Source organism: Pseudomonas sp. MWU12-2029, assembly GCF_023242425.1.
GTDB lineage: Bacteria > Pseudomonadota > Gammaproteobacteria > Pseudomonadales > Pseudomonadaceae > Aquipseudomonas > Aquipseudomonas kribbensis.
Genome location: NZ_JALJDY010000006.1, coordinates 322508 through 339837 on the forward strand (window position 1 = coordinate 322508; position 17330 = coordinate 339837).

Sequence of the window (17330 nt, forward strand, 5' to 3'; positions counted from 1 at the left end):
TTCCTTCAGGCGTGATGGGTCTGTCCGCAGCCCTGGGCGGGCTGCGAAGTGGTTCGTTCGTTGCGCTTTATTTGCTGGTGAGCTGGAGGTTTTCAGCCGCCGGTTTGCCATCGAAGGTCGTTACGCCTTCGAGCCAGCGCTGTTTGTCCTGCGGGTGATCCTTGAGCCATTGCCTGGCCGATTCGAACGCGTCCTTGTGATCGAGCAGCGGTTGCATCATCCGGCTCTCGTCTTCGGCGGTGAACGTCAGGTTGCTCAGCAGGCGACCGACGTTCGGGCATTGTTCGGCGTATTTCGGCGCGGTGACGGTCCACACGGTGGCCATGCCTTCGTTCGGGCCGAGGGCGTCGTCGCTGCCGGTCAGATAAGTCATCTGCACATTGACGTTCATCGGGTGCGGCGCCCAGCCGAAGAACACCACGGCTTCCTTGCGGCGCACAGCGCGGTCGACGGCGGCGAGCATGCCGGCCTCACTCGATTCCACGAGCTGGAACTTGCCGAGGCCAAATTGATTCTTGGCAATCATCGCCTTGATCTGGGTGTTGGCGCCCGAGCCCGGCTCGATGCCGTAGATCTTGCCGCCCAGTTCTTTCTCGAACTTGGCGATGTCGGCGAAGGTTTTGAGGCCCTTGTCCGCCAGATAGGTCGGTACGGCGAGGGTGGCGCGGGCGTCTTTCAGGCTCGGCGCCGGAAGAACCTTGACCTGATTGGCATCGACGAACGGGGTGATGGTCTGGGTCATCAGGGGGTTCCAGTAGCCGAGGAACAGATCCAGACGCTGGTCGCGGATGCCGGCGAAAATGATTTGCTGGGAGGCGCTGGTCTGTTTGGTGCTGTAGCCGAGGCCGTCGAGCAGAACCTGAGTCATGGCGCTGGTGGCGATCACGTCGGTCCAGTTCACCACGCCCATGCGCACGTTCTGGCACGAGGCAGGTTCGGCCGCCATGACACTGGCGCTTAAAAACGCGGTACCGCTGAGTGCGAGAACACAGCTGCTGATCAGTCGTTTCATGTCGGGTTCCTCGGCAGGTCGTTATTGTGGGTCCCGGCGTCTGATGCGCCGGTGATGCTCAAATTACGCAGCAATGCCCCCGTAAAAACGCACTGCGGCGACCAGCTCTTGCACTGCAGCGACCTGTGCTCTTGAATGCCGCCGACAACTGGCGTATCAACGTTGCACGCTACCCGCTGACCGAGTGCGCACCATGTCCCAGGATTTCTACTTTCTGTTGATGCCGGGTTTTTCCGCCATCGGTTTCATCTCTGCGATCGAACCGCTGCGGGTGGCCAACCGCTTTCGCGGCGAGTTGTATCGCTGGCACGTGTTGAGTGCCGATGGCGGGGCGGTGCTGGCGAGCAACGGGATGTCGGTCAACGCCGACGCGGCATTGGAACCGCTGAAGAAAGGGGCGACGCTGCTGGTGGTCGCCGGGTTCGAACCGCTGAAATTCGCCACCCCGGCGCTGGAGCACTGGCTGCGACGGCTGGACAACGAAGGCGTGACCCTCGGCGCCATCGACACTGGCAGTTTCGTCCTCGCCGAGGCCGGCCTGCTCGACGGCCATCGCCTGACCCTGCACTGGGAAGCCATCGACGCCTTCAAGGAATCTTATCCACAGCTCAGCGTGACCCAGGAACTGTTCGAGATCGACCGTCGGCGCATCACCTCCGCCGGTGGCACCGCCTCCATCGACCTGATGCTCGATCTGATCGCCCAGGCCCACGGCCCGCAACTGGCGATCCAGGTCAGCGAGCAGTTTGTATTGGGGCGGATTCGTCCGCGCAAGGACCACCAGCGCATGGAAGTCGCCACGCGCTACGGCATCAGCAACAAGAAGCTAGTGCATGTGATCGGCGAGATGGAGCAGCACAGCGAACCACCGTTGACCACCCTGGAGCTGGCGGAGTCGATCAAAGTGACGCGGCGGCAACTGGAGCGGTTGTTTCGGCTGCATCTGAACGACACGCCGAGCAACTTCTATCTGCGCTTAAGACTGGAAAAGGCCCGGCAGCTGTTGCGCCAGACCGACATGAGCGTGCTGGAAGTCAGCATCGCCTGCGGGTTTGAATCACCGTCGTACTTCACCCGCAGCTACCGGGCGAAGTTTGCCCGGTGTCCACGGGAAGATCGGCGCACCGCTCAAGCCTGAGTTATTTCTTCATCAACGCCGAACACGCCGCTTTGTAAGCCTCATGCTGATACTTGTTCAGCGTGCCCGGCAGCTCGAAATTGTGCTTCTTGGCCTGGGCATTGATCGTCTGCGGCGACAGCAGGGTCACCTCGCAACCGTCCAGCAACTGAAACACGCCCTCGATCTTGAACGTGGTCGGGCCGCCGGCAAACTCGCCCTTCTTGCTGCGCTTCTTGATCGCGATTCGATCGATGGCGTTCTCGCGCACGAACGACGCGACCTGCGCGGCGAATAGTTTGACGTTGGCCGCCTCATCGTCATCATCCAGCGCGATTTTCTTGGTGCTCAGAGCGACATGGATCAGCACCGAACCGTCGAGGGACGCCACGGCTATGATCGCTTCACTGCCTTTGATTTCGATACCGCAGATGTTCATGTGAATCCCTTGATTGGCTGGAGAGTTGCAGCTTACAGCTCAAGCTGGTTGGCGGTGATACCAAACGCCGCTGCAATCTTCTCGCGAGTGGCCTTGCGCGGCTTCGCCACGGTTTCCTGCTGGGCGAAGGCTGGTTGCGAAATGCCCATGCGTTTCGCCACTTCTTCCTGAGTCAGGTTGAGATGTTCGCGCCAGGCCCTGATCGGAGTTGCCCCATCGACAATGCGACTGACCACCTCATGGGGGATCAGGTCAGGCTCCATTTTCTGTGCGACATACTGTGCGTAGGGAATGACCACGAAAGCGGGCTTGCCCTCGGAATCATTGATGATTTGGATGTCAGTAAGTGCGTTCATCGCGTTTTTTTACCTCTTGAATACTGACCACTTTGATCGCGCCATCCCAGTCGAACATGACTCGGTAATTACCGACACGCAGTCGATACGCGTAGTCATGACCAACCAGTGCTTTCACATTGCCCACATCAGGCATGTCAGCAAGCACCGTGATGGCATCTCTGACCTGACACTGATGAACGGAATGCAATTTCAGGAGTGGCTTAACGGCCCTTCGAGTCCAGTGGATGCCGTTCATGGCAGAATATAAGTCTTTTATAAGACTTGCGAATCTTTGCTTATATTTTTCAGGTGGCCAATAAACAACGTTCGACCGAATGTTGCAGGTTGCATTGCGGGGAAAATTTCGGGCTTGGCTGTCATCCATGAATTACACAGAGGTAAATACCGTTCATCTGAAACTGGGGGCGACCTGTTATTTCTGACAGTAGATCCTTATCGACATTGCCTTGAAGATTGATGCGAGGGCCATCACCGGCTCTGAACCCAAGAACGACTGTTCCGGCAAAGGAGCCGCACAATGATAGTCAGGAAAAACATTCGCTCACATACGGCAGTCGAGCGGGCAGCGTTCATCAACTGTCTGCTCACCCTCAAGCGTAATGGGGGGTACGACAAATATGTGCACTGGCATCACCAAGTGATGAAACCCACCGTGCATCCTTGGGAACCGCAAGATCCTGAGTATCGAAACGGAGCCCACCTTGGCCCGGCATTTCTGCCATGGCATCGAGAAATGCTGATGCAGTTTGAGACGGATTTGCGCGCGATTGACCCTCAAGTGACTCTGCCATATTGGGACTGGACTGAAGATGCGTCGGATCCGACAAGCTCACCCGTCTGGACGGATCAATGGATGGGCGGCAATGGCAGTCAAGGTGATCATGACCGAGTACAGACCGGACCTTTTGCTCACCAGAACGGAAACTGGCCGGTTCCTGCCTACCCGGAAAACGGTGAGACGGAACCTGGTCTCAAGCGTCAGTTCGGGGTTTTTGTGACCTCGCTTCCGACGTCGGCAGACGTGGGCATGGCGATGCGAGAGTGGTTATATGACACGCCGCCATATGATTCCGGTCCATATACCAGGGGATTTCGCAATCGACTGGAGGGGTGGATCACGCAACGAGGTGATCCTCAAGTCACGACCCCGGGTTCGCAGCTGCACAACCGCGTCCATCTGTGGATAGGGGGCAACATGTTGGCCATGACATCCCCCGAGGATCCGGTGTTCTTCCTGCACCATTGCAATATCGACAGGATCTGGGCGAATTGGCAGGCACAAATGGCGCTGGACAATCCGCGATGGGCTCCGCATTACACGCCGATCAGTGGTGGGCCGCGCGGTCATAACCTTGATGACACGCTGGCGCCATGGATGAGAACCATCAGAGACGTCATGGACATCCGAGCACTGGGCTATGAATACGCACCCGTCCAGCCGTTGCAGAAGCGTCCATTCAAGTCGCCCTTCATGGCTTCATGACGTGTCAACGTTCCTGCACGACTCGTGCAGGAACACTCCTCACTCCTGCCCAATCGACTCCAAAAACTCCGACCGCTCATCGCTCATCCGCGCCACGCAATCGTTCTGCGCAATCTTGAACGCCTTGCTGCCGTCCGTCGCCGGGAAGGCTTCGACGGCGCAGTCGGCGTCGCGGGTTTTCAGCCATTGTTGCTGGGCGGTCTTGAGTTTGGCGGTGATGTCGGCCAGTTGCGCCGGGTTCTTGCCGTAGGTCGATTGCATGCGCTCGTTCAGGCTTTTGTAGTTGTCCTTGAGCAGGTCTTCGGCGGTGGTGCGGCTGTAGGTCGAGCATTCCAGGGTCTGGACGTCGTTTTCCACCGCGTCGCACGGGTTGTTGTCGGACTCTTCGGCGGCGTGTACGCCGGTCGCAATCAGTGCCAGGGCCAGGAAGATCGATTTCATTGATGTCGCCGCTCTAATCCAGTGGTGTTTCCGAGATGCGGCAGATTCTGGCTCAAGCTCGCGGGCTTGAACAGGTGGCTGGTCGGACCGGTTGGCGACGCTTTGTCGCGGATTGACGCTTTCGGCAATTCCCCTGTCGTTTTTGCACCCGGCTGGTCGCGCACCGAGGCATATGCTGGCCCCAAAGCGCCGGCAGACGATTCGGCGCATGAATCGCCAATAAGGGGACGCCTGATGAGCCCAGCCGAATTACACGCCGACAGCATCGTTATCGACGGTCTGATCATTGCCAAATGGAACCGCGAGCTGTTCGAAGACATGCGCAAGGGCGGTCTGACGGCGGCCAACTGCACCGTGTCGGTGTGGGAGGGCTTTCAGGCCACGGTCAATAACATCGCCGCCAGCCAGAAGCTGATCCGTGAAAACAACGACCTGGTGATCCCCGTCCGCACCACCGCCGACATCCGCAAGGCCAAGGAGCAGGGCAAGACCGGCATCCTCTTCGGCTTCCAGAACGCCCACGCCTTTGAAGACCAGATCGGCTATGTCGAGGTGTTCAAGCAGCTCGGCGTCGGCATCGTGCAGATGTGCTACAACACCCAGAACCTGGTGGGCACCGGTTGCTACGAACGTGACGGCGGCCTGTCGGGCTTCGGTCGCGAGATCGTCGCCGAGATGAACCGCGTCGGCGTCATGTGCGACCTGTCCCACGTCGGCTCCAAGACCTCCGAGGAAGTCATCCTGGAATCGAAAAAACCGGTCTGCTATTCCCACTGCCTGCCGTCGGGGCTGAAAGAGCACCCGCGCAACAAGTCCGATGAGGAACTGAAATTCATCGCCGACCACGGCGGTTTCGTCGGCGTGACCATGTTCGCGCCGTTCCTCGCCAAGGGCATCGATTCGACCATCGACGACTACGCCGAAGCCATCGAATACACCATGAACATCGTCGGCGAAGACGCCATCGGCATCGGCACCGATTTCACCCAGGGTCACGGTCAGGACTTCTTCGAATACCTGACCCACGACAAGGGCTACGCCCGCCGTCTGACCAACTTCGGCAAGATCATCAACCCGCTGGGCATCCGCACCGTCGGCGAGTTCCCGAACCTGACCGAAACCCTGCTCAAGCGCGGCCACTCCGAGCGAGTCGTGCGCAAGATCATGGGCGAAAACTGGGTCAACGTCCTCAAGGACGTCTGGGGCGAGTAAGCCGCCGCTTCCCGAATACTTTCCCCCGGCCGTCCGCGCCGGGGGCAACACCCAAATTTTTCTGGAGTTAAGTTTCCATGGCCAAGATCGCCCCGCAATTGCCAATCGAAGTCGACAGCGAGACCGGTGTCTGGACCTCCGACGCCCTGCCGATGCTGTACGTGCCACGCCACTTCTTCGTCAACAACCACATGGGCATCGAGGAAGTGCTGGGCGCCGACGCCTACGCCGAGATCCTCTACAAGGCCGGCTACAAATCCGCCTGGCACTGGTGTGAAAAAGAAGCCGAATGCCACGGTCTGGAAGGCGTCGCGGTGTTCGAGCACTACATGAAGCGCCTGTCGCAGCGCGGCTGGGGTCTGTTCAAGATCCAGGACATCGACCTCGATAAAGGCACCTGCAGCGTCAAGCTCGAACACTCGGCGTTCGTCTACGTCTACGGCAAGGTCGGGCGCAAGGTCGACTACATGTTCACCGGCTGGTTTGCCGGGGCGATGGATCAGATCCTCGCCGCGCGCGGCAGCAAGATCCGCACCGTGGCCGAGCAGGTCTACGGTGGCTCCGAAGAAGGCCACGACGACGGCCTGTTCACCGTCAAGCCGTTGTAAGTCGAGGAACCCGCCATGGCTTTCGAAGCAATGTTCCAGCCAATTCAAATTGGCAAACTGACCATCCGCAACCGCGTGCTCAGCACCGCGCACGCCGAGGTCTACGCGACCGACGGTGGCATGACCACCGAACGGTACGTCAAATACTACGAAGAGAAAGCCAAGGGCGGCATCGGCCTGGCGATCTGTGGCGGTTCGTCCGTGGTGGCGATCGACAGCCCGCAGCAATGGTGGAGTTCGGTGAACCTGTCCACCGACCGGATCATCCCGCACTTCCAGAATCTCGCCGACGCCATGCACAAGCATGGCGCCAAGATCATGATCCAGATTACCCACATGGGCCGTCGCTCCCGTTGGGACGGTTTCCACTGGCCGACCCTGATGTCGCCGTCGGGCATCCGCGAACCGGTGCACCGCGCGACCTGCAAGACCATCGAGCCGGAAGAAATCTGGCGGGTGATCGGCAACTACGCGCAAGCGGCTCGCCGCGCCAAGGCCGGTGGTCTGGACGGCGTCGAACTGTCGGCCGTGCACCAGCACATGATCGACCAGTTCTGGAGCCCTCGGGTCAACAAGCGTACCGATGAATGGGGCGGCACTTTTGAAGGCCGGATGAAGTTCGGTCTGGAAGTCCTGAAAGCCGTACGTGCCGAAGTCGGTGACGACTTCTGCGTCGGCATGCGCATCTGCGGTGACGAGTTCCACCCGGATGGTCTGTCCCACGAAGACATGAAGCAGATCGCCAAGTATTACGACGACACCGGCATGCTCGATTTCATCGGCGTCGTCGGCTCGGGTTGCGACACCCACAACACCCTGGCCAACGTGATTCCGAACATGAGTTACCCGCCGGAGCCGTTCCTGCACCTGGCGGCCGGGATCAAGGAAGTGGTCAAGGTTCCGGTGCTGCACGCGCAGAACATCAAGGACCCGAACCAGGCCACGCGGATTCTCGAGGGTGGTTACGTCGACATGGTCGGCATGACTCGCGCCCACATCGCCGACCCGCACCTGATCGCCAAGATCAAGATGGGCCAGATCGACCAGATCAAGCAGTGTGTCGGCGCCAACTATTGCATCGACCGTCAGTATCAGGGTCTGGATGTGCTGTGCATCCAGAACGCCGCGACTTCCCGTGAGTACATGGGCGTGCCGCACATCATCGAGAAATCCACCGGGCCGAAACGCAAGGTGGTAATCGTCGGTGCTGGCCCGGCGGGGATGGAAGCTGCCCGTGTGGCAGCCGAACGTGGCCACGACGTGACCCTGTTCGAGAAGAAAGAATTCATCGGCGGGCAGATCACCACCGCTTCGAAAGCGCCGCAGCGTGACCAGATCGCCGGCATCACCCGCTGGTTCCAGCTGGAGCTGGCGCGGCTGAAAGTCGACCTGCGTCTGGGCGTTGCCGCAGATGCCGACACCATCATGGACCTGCGCCCGGACATCGTGGTGCTGGCGGTCGGCGGGCATCCGTATCTGGAGCAGAACGAACACTGGGGCGCCGCCGAAGGGCTGGTGGTCAGCAGCTGGGACGTGCTCGACGGCAAGGTCGCGCCGGGCAAGAACGTGCTGGTCTACGACACCATTTGCGAGTTCACCGGGATGTCGGTGGCCGACTTCCTCGCCGACAAGGGCAGCCAGGTCGAGATCGTCACCGACGACATCAAGCCGGGCGTGGCCATCGGCGGTACGTCGTTCCCGACCTACTACCGCAGCATGTACCCGAAAGAAGTGATCATGACCGGCGACATGATGCTGGAGAAGGTCTACCGCGAAGGCGACAAACTCGTCGCCGTGCTGGAGAACGAATACACCGGCGCCAAAGAAGAGCGGGTGGTGGATCAGGTGGTCGTCGAGAACGGCGTGCGTCCGGATGAAGAAATCTACTACGCCCTCAAGGACGGCTCGCGCAACAAGGGCCAGATCGATGTCGAGGCGCTGTTCGCGATCCAGCCGCAACCTTCGTTGAGCAGCAATGGCGACGGTTACCTGCTGTTCCGCATCGGTGACTGCGTGGCGCAGCGTAATACTCATGCTGCGATCTATGACGCCCTGCGGTTGTGCAAAGACTTCTAAAGGTTTGCACATGACCCTGTGGGAGCGGGCTTGCCCGCGAATGCATTCTGTCAGTCACCGCTGCATCGACTGACCCGGCGCTTTCGCGAGCAAGCTCGCTCCCACAGGAACACGCCGAACGTGTTTCTCCAGGCTGTACTGGTGGGAGCTTCACCATGTTGAACACCCTTCTTCCAATCCTGTTGTTCGCAGCCCTGGCCCTCGCGGTGCTGGGTGCGTTGCGGCGGGTGGCCATGTGGCGTCGGGGCCGGGCCTCGAAGGTCGATCTGATCGGCGGCCTGTTCGCCATGCCCAAGCGTTACATGGTCGATCTGCACCACGTGGTGGCGCGGGACAAATACATCGCCAACACCCACGTCGCCACGGCGGGCGGTGCGGTGGCGTCGATCGTGCTGGCGATTCTGGTGCACGGTTTCGGCCTGCACAACCGCATTCTTGGCTACGCGTTGCTGCTGATGACGGCGGTGATGTTCGTCGGGGCGATCTTCGTTTATCGGCGTCGGCTCAACCCGCCGTCGCGGCTGTCGAAAGGCCCGTGGATGCGCCTGCCGAAAAGCCTGCTGGCGTTCTCGGCGTCGTTTTTCCTGGTGACCTTGCCGGTGGCCGGGATCCTGCCGGAGAACTTCGGCGGCTGGGTGCTGGCGGCGATTCTCGGCGTCGGCGTGTTGTGGGGCGTGTCGGAGCTGTTCTTCGGCATGACCTGGGGCGGTCCGATGAAGCACGCCTTCGCCGGTGCGTTGCACCTGGCCTGGCACCGCCGCGCCGAACGTTTTGGTGGTGGCCGTTCCACCGGTTTGAAACCGCTGGACCTGAATGATCCGAGCGCGCCGCTGGGCGTGGAAAAACCCAAGGATTTCACCTGGAACCAGTTGCTCGGTTTCGACGCCTGCGTGCAGTGCGGCAAGTGCGAAGCGGCGTGCCCGGCGTTCGCCGCCGGCCAGCCACTGAACCCGAAAAAACTGATTCAGGACATGGTCGTCGGCCTTGCCGGCGGCACCGATGCCAAATTCGCCGGCAGCCCTTATCCGGGTAAACCGGTGGGCGAACACAGCGGCAATCCGCACCAACCGATCGTCAACGGTCTGGTCGACGCCGAAACCCTGTGGTCGTGCACCACTTGCCGCGCCTGCGTCGAGGAATGCCCGATGATGATCGAGCACGTCGATGCCATCGTCGACATGCGTCGTCACCTGACCTTGGAAAAAGGCGCGACCCCGAACAAGGGCGCCGAAGTCCTGGAAAACCTGATTGCCACCGACAACCCTGGCGGTTTCGCTCCGGGCGGGCGGATGAACTGGGCGGCGGACCTGAACCTCAATCTGCTCGGCGAGAAGAAGTCCACCGACGTGCTGTTCTGGGTCGGCGACGGCGCCTTCGACATGCGTAACCAGCGCACCTTGCGCGCCTTCGTCAAAGTGCTGAAAGCGGCCAAGGTCGACTTCGCGGTGCTCGGGCTGGAAGAGCGTGACAGCGGCGATGTGGCCCGACGTCTTGGTGACGAAGCAACGTTCCAGTTGCTCGCCAAACGCAATATCCAGACCCTGGCCAAATACAGCTTCAACCGCATCGTCACCTGCGATCCGCACAGCTTCCATGTGCTGAAAAACGAGTACGGCGCCTTCGACGGCAACTACCTCGTGCAGCACCACAGCACCTACCTGGCGGAAATCATCCAGGCCGGCGCGCTGAATCTCGGTCAGCACAAAGGCAACAGCGTGACTTATCACGATCCGTGCTACCTCGGTCGCTACAACGGCGAGTACGAGGCGCCGCGCGAAGTGCTACGCGCCCTCGGCATCGAGATCAAGGAGATGCAACGTTCCGGCTTCCGTTCGCGCTGCTGCGGCGGCGGTGGCGGGGCGCCGATCACTGACATTCCGGGCAAGCAGCGGATCCCCGACATGCGCATGGAAGACATCCGCGAGACCGGCGCCGAACTGGTGGCGGTGGGTTGTCCACAGTGCACGGCGATGCTCGAAGGCGTGGTCGAACCGCGTCCGCTGATCAAGGACATCGCCGAACTGGTGGCCGACGCGTTGCTCGAAGACGCCGCGCCGAACAAGCCTGCCACCCCGGCCAAACGTGAACCTGCGGAGGCCCACTGATGAGCGACATTATCCGCCGCGACCCCCGCGCCGAATGGATCGCACGTAACCGCCTGCATCCGCTGCACGCGGCCATGCAACCGGCGCAACACAGCTGGATGGGCCCCAACGGGATCATCCGCAAGAACCTGCACGGCATCGGTTTCATCGGGCCAAACGGCATCAAACGCATCGACCGCAGCGGCGCCCAGCAGGGTGGTGCGGTCATGCGCTCGGCAGCGGTCGAAGTGCAATTGCCGCTGCATCAAGTGCCGGCCCCGGCGTTCTATATCAGCGTGGTGCCGGACATGGTCGGCGGCCGTTTGAGCAGCCACGACCGCGACCTGCTCGGCCTGGCTCATCAACTGGCCGGCAGCGACGGCGCGGTGCTGGCGGTAGTGTTCGGCGAGCACAAGGAAAACGCTTTCGCCACGGCAGGCGTTGACCGTTTGCTGGTGCTGGAAGGGGAAGAATTCAGTGGTTATGCACCGGAGCAACGCATCCAGGGCCTGCGGGCTGTGGATAACCAGTTCAACCCGCGCCACTGGCTGTTGCCGGACAGCCGCAGCGGTGGCGGCGAACTCGGTCGGCGCTTTGCCGCCGCACTGGGCGAGCGCCCGGCCACACGGGTGTGGCAGGTCAAGGATCAGGAGTGCATCGGCCGCGCCGGTGCCGGGTTGCAGGATCTGGCCCGCCCGGTGGCGCGCTTGATTTTGGCGTCCGCCGAATGTGCGGAACCGGTCAGCGAAACCCGCCACGAAGCATTGCCGGTTGAGTTATCCACACCGGCGGCGCGCAGCCTTTCGCGAATCGAGGATCTGGGGACGGTGGCGGTGGACCCGGCGGCGATTCCGATGGCCGAAGCCGAGTTTATCTTCTCCGGCGGCAACGGGGTCAAGGATTGGGAGCTTTTCCACAGGACCGCCGCCGCTCTCGGCGCCACCGAAGGCGCGTCGCGGGTGGCCGTGGACGACGGCTTCATGACCCGCGACCGTCAGGTCGGCGCGTCCGGCACCTGGGTCACGGCGCGGGTTTACGTGGCCGTGGGGATTTCCGGGGCGATCCAGCATCTGCAGGGCATCGGCGCCTGCGACAAGGTGGTGGCGATCAACCTCGATCCGGGCTGCGACATGATCAAGCGTGCCGACCTGTCGGTGATCGGCGAAAGCGCGGAAATTCTCCAGGCCTTGATCGCGGCGGTAGAGGCTTACCGCAACGAAGCCAAGCGCGATGCGGCTTAAGGAACGGTTATGAGCACAAAGATCATCAGTCTGGTTTCAATCGGCGCCCACCCGACCTCGGGCCGCCCGCGTCGTGCCGAACAGGATGCGCGGGCGGTGGAACTCGGCTTGCAACTGGCTGGGGATAACCTGCAAGTGCTGCATGCCGGCGACATTGGCGAACCTGCGTTGCGCGCTTATCTGGGCATGGGCCTGGAACAGATGCATGTGCTGGAACAACCGGCCGGTGCGGATGCGTTGCCGGCGTTGACCGACTATTTGCGTGATGCCGGCGCTCAGGTGGTGTTGACCGGCAGTCAGGCGGAAACCGGTGAAGGTTCGGGGATGCTGCCGTTCCTGCTGGCCGAAGGGCTGGGTTGGCCATTGGTCGTCGGTTTGGCCCAGGTCGAGTCGATCAACGACGGCTCGGCGCTGGTGCTGCAAGCGTTGCCCCGTGGGCAGCGGCGCCGGTTGAAGGTGCGCCTGCCGTTTCTGGCGACTGTGGATAACGCCGCGCCCAAGCCTCGGCAAAGTGCTTACGGGCCGGCGCGGCGGGGCGTTCTTCAGGCAAAAGACGTGGAGGTGGTGGACGACGAATTACTTGCGTTGGCGACCCTGCAACCGGCCAAACCCCGACCGAAACGCTTGAAGGTGATCAAGGCCAAGAGCGGGGCTGACCGGATGAAAGCGGCGACGGCCAAGGCCAGTGGCGGTGGTGGGCAGGTGCTCAAGGGCGTGACTGCCCAAGCGGGGGCGGAAGCCATTCTCAAACTGCTGCTTGAAGAAGGTGTTGTCCGCTGAATGTCTGTTCGGCCCCTCTTCTGTCGGAAGAGGGGCGTTTACCCACAATCCCTGTTGGCGGATCTGTGGATAACGTGTTCGCCCATCCCTGAACCCCACGCCAATCAAGCCTTCCAGCCCTCAGGTCAAAAAACGATCAGCCTAACTTGCGGTTTTTTCGGGCTTTTTCCCAAGGATAACTTCTCAAGTTGCCCCCAATCTCTGTTGGCCCTTCTGTGGATAAGATGTTCGCTATCCGCTGCAGGCCATATAAATCGTGGCTTACGATGGGTTGATCGAAAAATGATCAATTCGACCTTTTGAAACAATAATCTTCACGTAAACCCCGATTTATCAAGCCCTCCAGCGCTTTTCCACAGCACCCGCGAAGTTACCCCCGAACTCTGTTGGCGCTTCTGTGGATAAGGTGTTCGCCATCCTCTGCAGGCCATGTATTACGTGCTCTTCAAGGTGTTGATCAAAAAACAGACAATCAGCACCGAAAACCGTGCTTCTGGATAAGTCACGGTTTTTCTTCACAAAACCCCGATTATTTTCCAAGGTCATCCACAGTTGTCCCCATTTGCTGTGGGTGGCTATGTGGATAACTTGTTCGCCAAACCCTGCAAGCCCCGCAGGCTATAGTCCAAATGGCAATTGATCAGATTTCATACAGTTCTAAGAGCCTGCCTTGACTTCAATCCGGCCGCTGTCTTCACTCCAATGGCACAAGGACCGCCGTCACTTATCCACATCTGGTTCAGGGAGAACGCGTGATGGATACCCAGCCACATCGCTCACCCCTCAATCCCCGCTTGCTGTCAGCCCCGAAGCCGCGCACGCGCACCTTGCGTCGTGCCGCCAATCAGCATGCCCGTCTATAGCGCCTGAACCCTGCCACACCGCTGTACTGCCGCCGGGCCTGCCCGGGGGCCAGGTGCCCGTTCGCCCATTGATTGCAGGCAACCGCAGAGTTGCCCCATCTGCCTGAGAGAGGAACCACCTCATGACACGGATCGCAACGCCCATCAGCGACATCAAGGAACACTACGACGTGATCGTCATCGGCTCCGGGTACGGCGGCGGCATTGCCGCTTCGCGCCTGTCTCGGGCCGGTAAAAAGGTGTGCCTGCTGGAGCGCGGTCGGGAAATCCAGCCCGGCGAATATCCCAACACCATGATCGCTGCGACCGAAGAGTTGCAGGTGCACGACCCGGACGGCCACATCGGCTCACGCACCGGGTTGTTCGATCTGCACGTCAACGCGCAGCAGAACGTGGTGGTCGGTTGTGGCCTCGGTGGCACGTCGTTGATCAATGCCAACGTTTCGCTGGAGCCGACAGCCGATGTGTTCAAGGATCCACGCTGGCCATTGGCGGTGCGTGAGGACCAGGATGGCTTGCTCAAGGAGGGCTACAGAAAGGCCCGGGAGATGCTCAAACCCAACGCTTATCCGAACAGCGCACCGAACCTGCCCAAGCTGGATGCCAACAAAAAGTCCGCGGACTTCCTCAAGCAAGGCGCGAACTTTTACAAGCCGCCGATCAACGTGACCTTCGACAAACTGCCGAACAACCTCAACCATGTCGGCGTCGAGCAACTGCCGTGCAACCACTGCGGCGACTGCGTTTCGGGCTGTAACAACAAGGCCAAGAACACCACGCTGATGAACTATCTGCCGGACGCCACCAATCACGGTGCGGAGATTTTCTGCCAGGCCCAGGTGCGGCATCTGGAGCGCGACGGCAACGGCTGGATCGTGCACTTCCAGTACCTCGACAGTGGCCGCGAGAAATTCGACGCGCCGACGCTGTTCGTGAAAGCCGACATCGTCGTGGTGTCTGCCGGGACCCTCGGTTCCACCGAGATTCTGCTGCGCTCGCGGGAAAAGGGCTTGGTGATGTCCGGGCAGCTCGGCGAGAACATGAGCGGCAACGGCGACATCCTCGGCTTTGGCCACAACTGCGAGCAGACCATCAACGGCATCGGTTTCGGCACGCACTCGGCCAAGGAGATGAAACCGGTCGGCCCGTGCATCACGTCGATCATCGACATGCGCAACGAAGGTGATCGCAGCAGTCGCATGGTCATCGAGGAGGGCTCGATCCCCGGCGCCCTCGGGCGGCCGATGGTCCCGGCGATGGCCGGGTTCGCTGAGATGATCGGCGTACCCACCGACGACAGCTTCAGCGGCAAAGTGAAGTACAAGGAGCGCGAAGCCGAAAGCTTCCTGCGCGGCCCGTACTACGGCGCGCTGCACAACATGCAGACGTACCTGATCATGAGCCACGACAGCGGCCAGGGGCGCATGGTCCTCGATAACAAGGACCAGCTGCGCATCGATTGGCCGGGCGTTGGCGAACAGGAAAACTTCAAGATCGGCAACGAACGGCTGTACCAGAGCACCAAGGCCTTGGGCGGGATCTGGGTCGAGAACCCGATCTGGACCAAACTGCTCAAGCACAGCATCGTTTCGGTGCATCCGCTGGGCGGTTGCGTGATGGGTGAAGACGCTGCGCAAGGCGTGGTCAACCACAAGGGCCAGGTGTTCAGCGGCGCAAGCGGCAGCGATGTCTACGCCAACCTGTACGTGACCGACGGCGCGGTGATTCCGACGTCACTGGCGGTCAACCCGCTGCTGACCATCTCCGCCGTCAGCGAGCGCAACATGGGCCTGCTGGCCGCCGACCGTGGCTGGACGATCGATTACACACTGCCTTCGGCGCCGCGCAAACAACCGGTGCCACCGACTCTCGGCGTGCAATTCACCGAGACCATGAAGGGCTACTTCTCCCGGGCCTTCACCGCTGCGCAGAGTACGGATCTGAAGGTTTACGAAGCGGCGGCCAAACGCGGCGAGGCGGACAACTCGCCGATCGATTTCACCCTGACCATCACCGCCAGCGACCTCAACCGGATGATCAAGGAGCCGGAGCACGCCGCGACCATCGTCGGCACGGTGATCGCCCCGGCGCTGTCGCCGCAGCCGCTGACCGCCAGCAACGGCGTGTTCAATCTGTTCGAGCAATTCGAGCAGCAGGTCGATACGCGCCACATGAAATACGACATGAAACTGACCGCCGAGGATGGCAACGACTATTTCTTCAGCGCGTTCAAAACCGTGCCGGAAGACAACGGCGTGCTGAACATCTGGCATGACACCAGCACCCTCTACGTCACGCTGTATCGCGGCCCGGACAAGTCCGGCGAAGTCATCGGCTCGGGTGTGATGCATATCAAACCGGCGGATTTCGCCAAGCAGATGACCACCATGAAAGTCCTCAATGCGCGCAACGAGCGTGAGCGCATCGAAGGGCTGGCGCGGTTCGGCAAGTTCTTCGCCGGGATTCTCTGGGAGAGTTACGGCGGGGTGTTCGCCGGGGACAAGTACTTCAATCCCGACGCGCCGCCACGCTTGAAACGGCCGCTGGATGCGCCGACGCCGGATGTGCATTTCTTCCCCACCGAGGACGGTGTGGAACTGCGCCTGAGCCGCTATCAGGCCGGCAGCAAAGGCCCGGTGATGCTGGTGCACGGGTTGGGTGTGGGCTCGAACATCTTTTCCACCGACACCATCCAGACCAACCTGCTCGAATTTTTGTGCAAGCACGACTACGACGTGTGGCTGCTGGATTTCCGCGTGAGCATCCTGCTGCCGGCGAGCAAGAAGGAATGGAACGGCGACCAGATCGCCCAGTACGACTTCAAGGCTGCCATCGGGCAGATCCAGCAGCAGACCGGCGCGAAGGACGTGCAGTGCGTGGTGCATTGCTACGGCGCAACGACCTTCTTCATGTCGTTGCTGGCCGGTTTGCAGGGCGTGCGTTCGGTGGTCTGTTCGCAGATCGCCGCCGACACGGTCGTCGCGACGGCGACGGGGCTGAAGGCCGGTCTGCACTTGCCGGGGATGCTCGACGCCATCGGCATCAAATCCATGACCGCCTACGCCGACAGCAAGGAAAACTGGTTCAACCGCCTCTACGACAAGGCCCTCAACGGCTACGCCCGGATCGAAGCCCAGGGTTATTGCACCAACCCGGTGTGCCACCGCATCACCTTCATGTACGCCTCGCTGTACCGCCACGACACCCTCAACGAGACGCTGCATGACAACCTGCACGAACTGTTCGGCGAGTCGAACATCGAGACCTTCGAACACCTGGCGCTGATCGTGCGCAAAGGGCATCTGGTGGACTTCAAGGGCAACGATGTGTACATGCCGCACTTCGACCGGCTGACCATGCCGATCTGCTTCATCAGCGGCGCGGAAAACCAGTGCTACCTGCCGGAAAGCACGCTCAAGACCTACCAGCGGGTCTGCGAGAAACACGGGCCGGAGCGCTACAGCCGGCATGTGGTGCCGGGTTACGGCCACATCGATTGCATGTTCGGCAAGAACGCGGTGGTCGATGTGTATCCGATCATCCTTGAACACCTGGAGAAGACGGCCCTCGGTTGACTCGCAACCGAGTCGACTGCAATCGCGAGCAGGCTCGCTC

14 protein-coding genes are annotated in these 17330 nt (G+C 60.9%); 9 read left to right on the top strand and 5 right to left on the bottom strand.

Features of this window, described 5'->3' with window-relative positions; translation table 11 throughout:
• Nucleotides 1-67: 67 nt before the first annotated feature.
• On the bottom strand, nt 68-1012 hold the full coding sequence (locus M5B44_RS17500; RefSeq protein ID WP_248739982.1) for a choline ABC transporter substrate-binding protein: 945 nt from the start codon (nt 1010-1012) through the stop codon (nt 68-70).
• A gap of 193 nt (nt 1013-1205) precedes the next feature.
• Here M5B44_RS17500 and M5B44_RS17505 point away from each other — a divergent pair, with 193 nt between their 5' ends.
• Nucleotides 1206-2150 (top strand): GlxA family transcriptional regulator, encoded by a 945-nt coding sequence (locus M5B44_RS17505; protein WP_085688589.1) that lies wholly within the window; start codon nt 1206-1208, stop codon nt 2148-2150.
• A gap of 1 nt (nt 2151) precedes the next feature.
• Here the strand turns inward: M5B44_RS17505 and M5B44_RS17510 are convergent, their stop codons facing one another.
• Genes M5B44_RS17510 through M5B44_RS17520 form a run of 3 tightly spaced genes read right to left on the bottom strand, consistent with a single transcriptional unit; the run spans nt 2152 to nt 3162 of the window.
• Nucleotides 2152-2568 (bottom strand): DUF3010 family protein, encoded by a 417-nt coding sequence (locus tag M5B44_RS17510; RefSeq protein ID WP_248739983.1) that lies wholly within the window; start codon nt 2566-2568, stop codon nt 2152-2154.
• A gap of 32 nt (nt 2569-2600) precedes the next feature.
• Nucleotides 2601-2924: a helix-turn-helix domain-containing protein gene (locus M5B44_RS17515; protein WP_169432232.1), complete on the bottom strand. Its 324-nt coding sequence runs from the start codon at nt 2922-2924 to the stop codon at nt 2601-2603.
• On the bottom strand, nt 2908-3162 hold the full coding sequence (locus tag M5B44_RS17520) for a type II toxin-antitoxin system RelE family toxin (RefSeq protein WP_248740070.1): 255 nt from the start codon (nt 3160-3162) through the stop codon (nt 2908-2910). The genes M5B44_RS17515 and M5B44_RS17520 overlap by 17 nt, the downstream gene beginning before the upstream one ends.
• Before the next feature lie 282 nt (nt 3163-3444).
• Here M5B44_RS17520 and M5B44_RS17525 point away from each other — a divergent pair, with 282 nt between their 5' ends.
• Nucleotides 3445-4410 (top strand): tyrosinase family protein, encoded by a 966-nt coding sequence (locus M5B44_RS17525; protein WP_248739984.1) that lies wholly within the window; start codon nt 3445-3447, stop codon nt 4408-4410.
• A 39-nt stretch (nt 4411-4449) separates the two neighbouring features.
• Here M5B44_RS17525 and M5B44_RS17530 read toward each other — a convergent pair whose 3' ends face one another.
• Nucleotides 4450-4851 (bottom strand): lysozyme inhibitor LprI family protein, encoded by a 402-nt coding sequence (locus tag M5B44_RS17530; RefSeq protein ID WP_248739985.1) that lies wholly within the window; start codon nt 4849-4851, stop codon nt 4450-4452.
• Nucleotides 4852-5085: 234 nt separating this feature from the next.
• Between M5B44_RS17530 and M5B44_RS17535 the strand changes: the two genes are divergently transcribed.
• The 7 genes from M5B44_RS17535 (at nt 5086) to M5B44_RS17565 (ending at nt 17290) form a co-directional block, all read left to right on the top strand.
• On the top strand, nt 5086-6063 hold the full coding sequence (locus M5B44_RS17535) for a dipeptidase (protein WP_248739986.1): 978 nt from the start codon (nt 5086-5088) through the stop codon (nt 6061-6063).
• Nucleotides 6064-6140: 77 nt separating this feature from the next.
• Nucleotides 6141-6671, top strand: a complete 531-nt coding sequence (locus M5B44_RS17540) for a DUF5943 domain-containing protein (RefSeq protein ID WP_007959778.1) — start codon at nt 6141-6143, stop codon at nt 6669-6671.
• Between the two features lie 15 nt (nt 6672-6686).
• On the top strand, nt 6687-8747 hold the full coding sequence (gene dgcA, locus M5B44_RS17545) for a dimethylglycine demethylation protein DgcA (RefSeq protein WP_248739987.1): 2061 nt from the start codon (nt 6687-6689) through the stop codon (nt 8745-8747).
• Nucleotides 8748-8902: 155 nt separating this feature from the next.
• Nucleotides 8903-10852, top strand: coding sequence for a dimethylglycine demethylation protein DgcB (dgcB, locus tag M5B44_RS17550; RefSeq protein ID WP_248739988.1), 1950 nt, complete (start codon nt 8903-8905; stop codon nt 10850-10852).
• Entirely contained in the window at nt 10852-12072 is a 1221-nt protein-coding gene (locus tag M5B44_RS17555; RefSeq protein WP_248739989.1) for an electron transfer flavoprotein subunit alpha/FixB family protein, read from the top strand. The genes dgcB and M5B44_RS17555 overlap by 1 nt, the downstream gene beginning before the upstream one ends.
• Before the next feature lie 9 nt (nt 12073-12081).
• On the top strand, nt 12082-12852 hold the full coding sequence (locus M5B44_RS17560) for an electron transfer flavoprotein subunit beta (RefSeq protein WP_248739990.1): 771 nt from the start codon (nt 12082-12084) through the stop codon (nt 12850-12852).
• Between the two features lie 985 nt (nt 12853-13837).
• Nucleotides 13838-17290 carry an alpha/beta fold hydrolase gene (locus M5B44_RS17565; RefSeq protein WP_248739991.1) on the top strand — a complete coding sequence of 1151 codons (3453 nt, stop codon included), beginning with the start codon at nt 13838-13840 and terminating at the stop codon, nt 17288-17290.
• Nucleotides 17291-17330: the final 40 nt, after the last annotated feature.

Coding starts and splice junctions, on each gene's coding strand:
- M5B44_RS17525 (WP_248739984.1), top strand. CDS start 3,445: ATGATAGTCAGGAAAAACATTCGCTCACATACGGCAGTCGAGCGGGCA.
- M5B44_RS17555 (WP_248739989.1), top strand. CDS start 10,852: ATGAGCGACATTATCCGCCGCGACCCCCGCGCCGAATGGATCGCACGT.
- M5B44_RS17540 (WP_007959778.1), top strand. CDS start 6,141: ATGGCCAAGATCGCCCCGCAATTGCCAATCGAAGTCGACAGCGAGACC.
- M5B44_RS17530 (WP_248739985.1), bottom strand. CDS start 4,851: ATGAAATCGATCTTCCTGGCCCTGGCACTGATTGCGACCGGCGTACAC.
- M5B44_RS17500 (WP_248739982.1), bottom strand. CDS start 1,012: ATGAAACGACTGATCAGCAGCTGTGTTCTCGCACTCAGCGGTACCGCG.
- M5B44_RS17510 (WP_248739983.1), bottom strand. CDS start 2,568: ATGAACATCTGCGGTATCGAAATCAAAGGCAGTGAAGCGATCATAGCC.
- dgcB (WP_248739988.1), top strand. CDS start 8,903: ATGTTGAACACCCTTCTTCCAATCCTGTTGTTCGCAGCCCTGGCCCTC.
- M5B44_RS17505 (WP_085688589.1), top strand. CDS start 1,206: ATGTCCCAGGATTTCTACTTTCTGTTGATGCCGGGTTTTTCCGCCATC.
- M5B44_RS17520 (WP_248740070.1), bottom strand. CDS start 3,162: ATGAACGGCATCCACTGGACTCGAAGGGCCGTTAAGCCACTCCTGAAA.
- M5B44_RS17565 (WP_248739991.1), top strand. CDS start 13,838: ATGACACGGATCGCAACGCCCATCAGCGACATCAAGGAACACTACGAC.
- M5B44_RS17515 (WP_169432232.1), bottom strand. CDS start 2,924: ATGAACGCACTTACTGACATCCAAATCATCAATGATTCCGAGGGCAAG.
- dgcA (WP_248739987.1), top strand. CDS start 6,687: ATGGCTTTCGAAGCAATGTTCCAGCCAATTCAAATTGGCAAACTGACC.
- M5B44_RS17535 (WP_248739986.1), top strand. CDS start 5,086: ATGAGCCCAGCCGAATTACACGCCGACAGCATCGTTATCGACGGTCTG.
- M5B44_RS17560 (WP_248739990.1), top strand. CDS start 12,082: ATGAGCACAAAGATCATCAGTCTGGTTTCAATCGGCGCCCACCCGACC.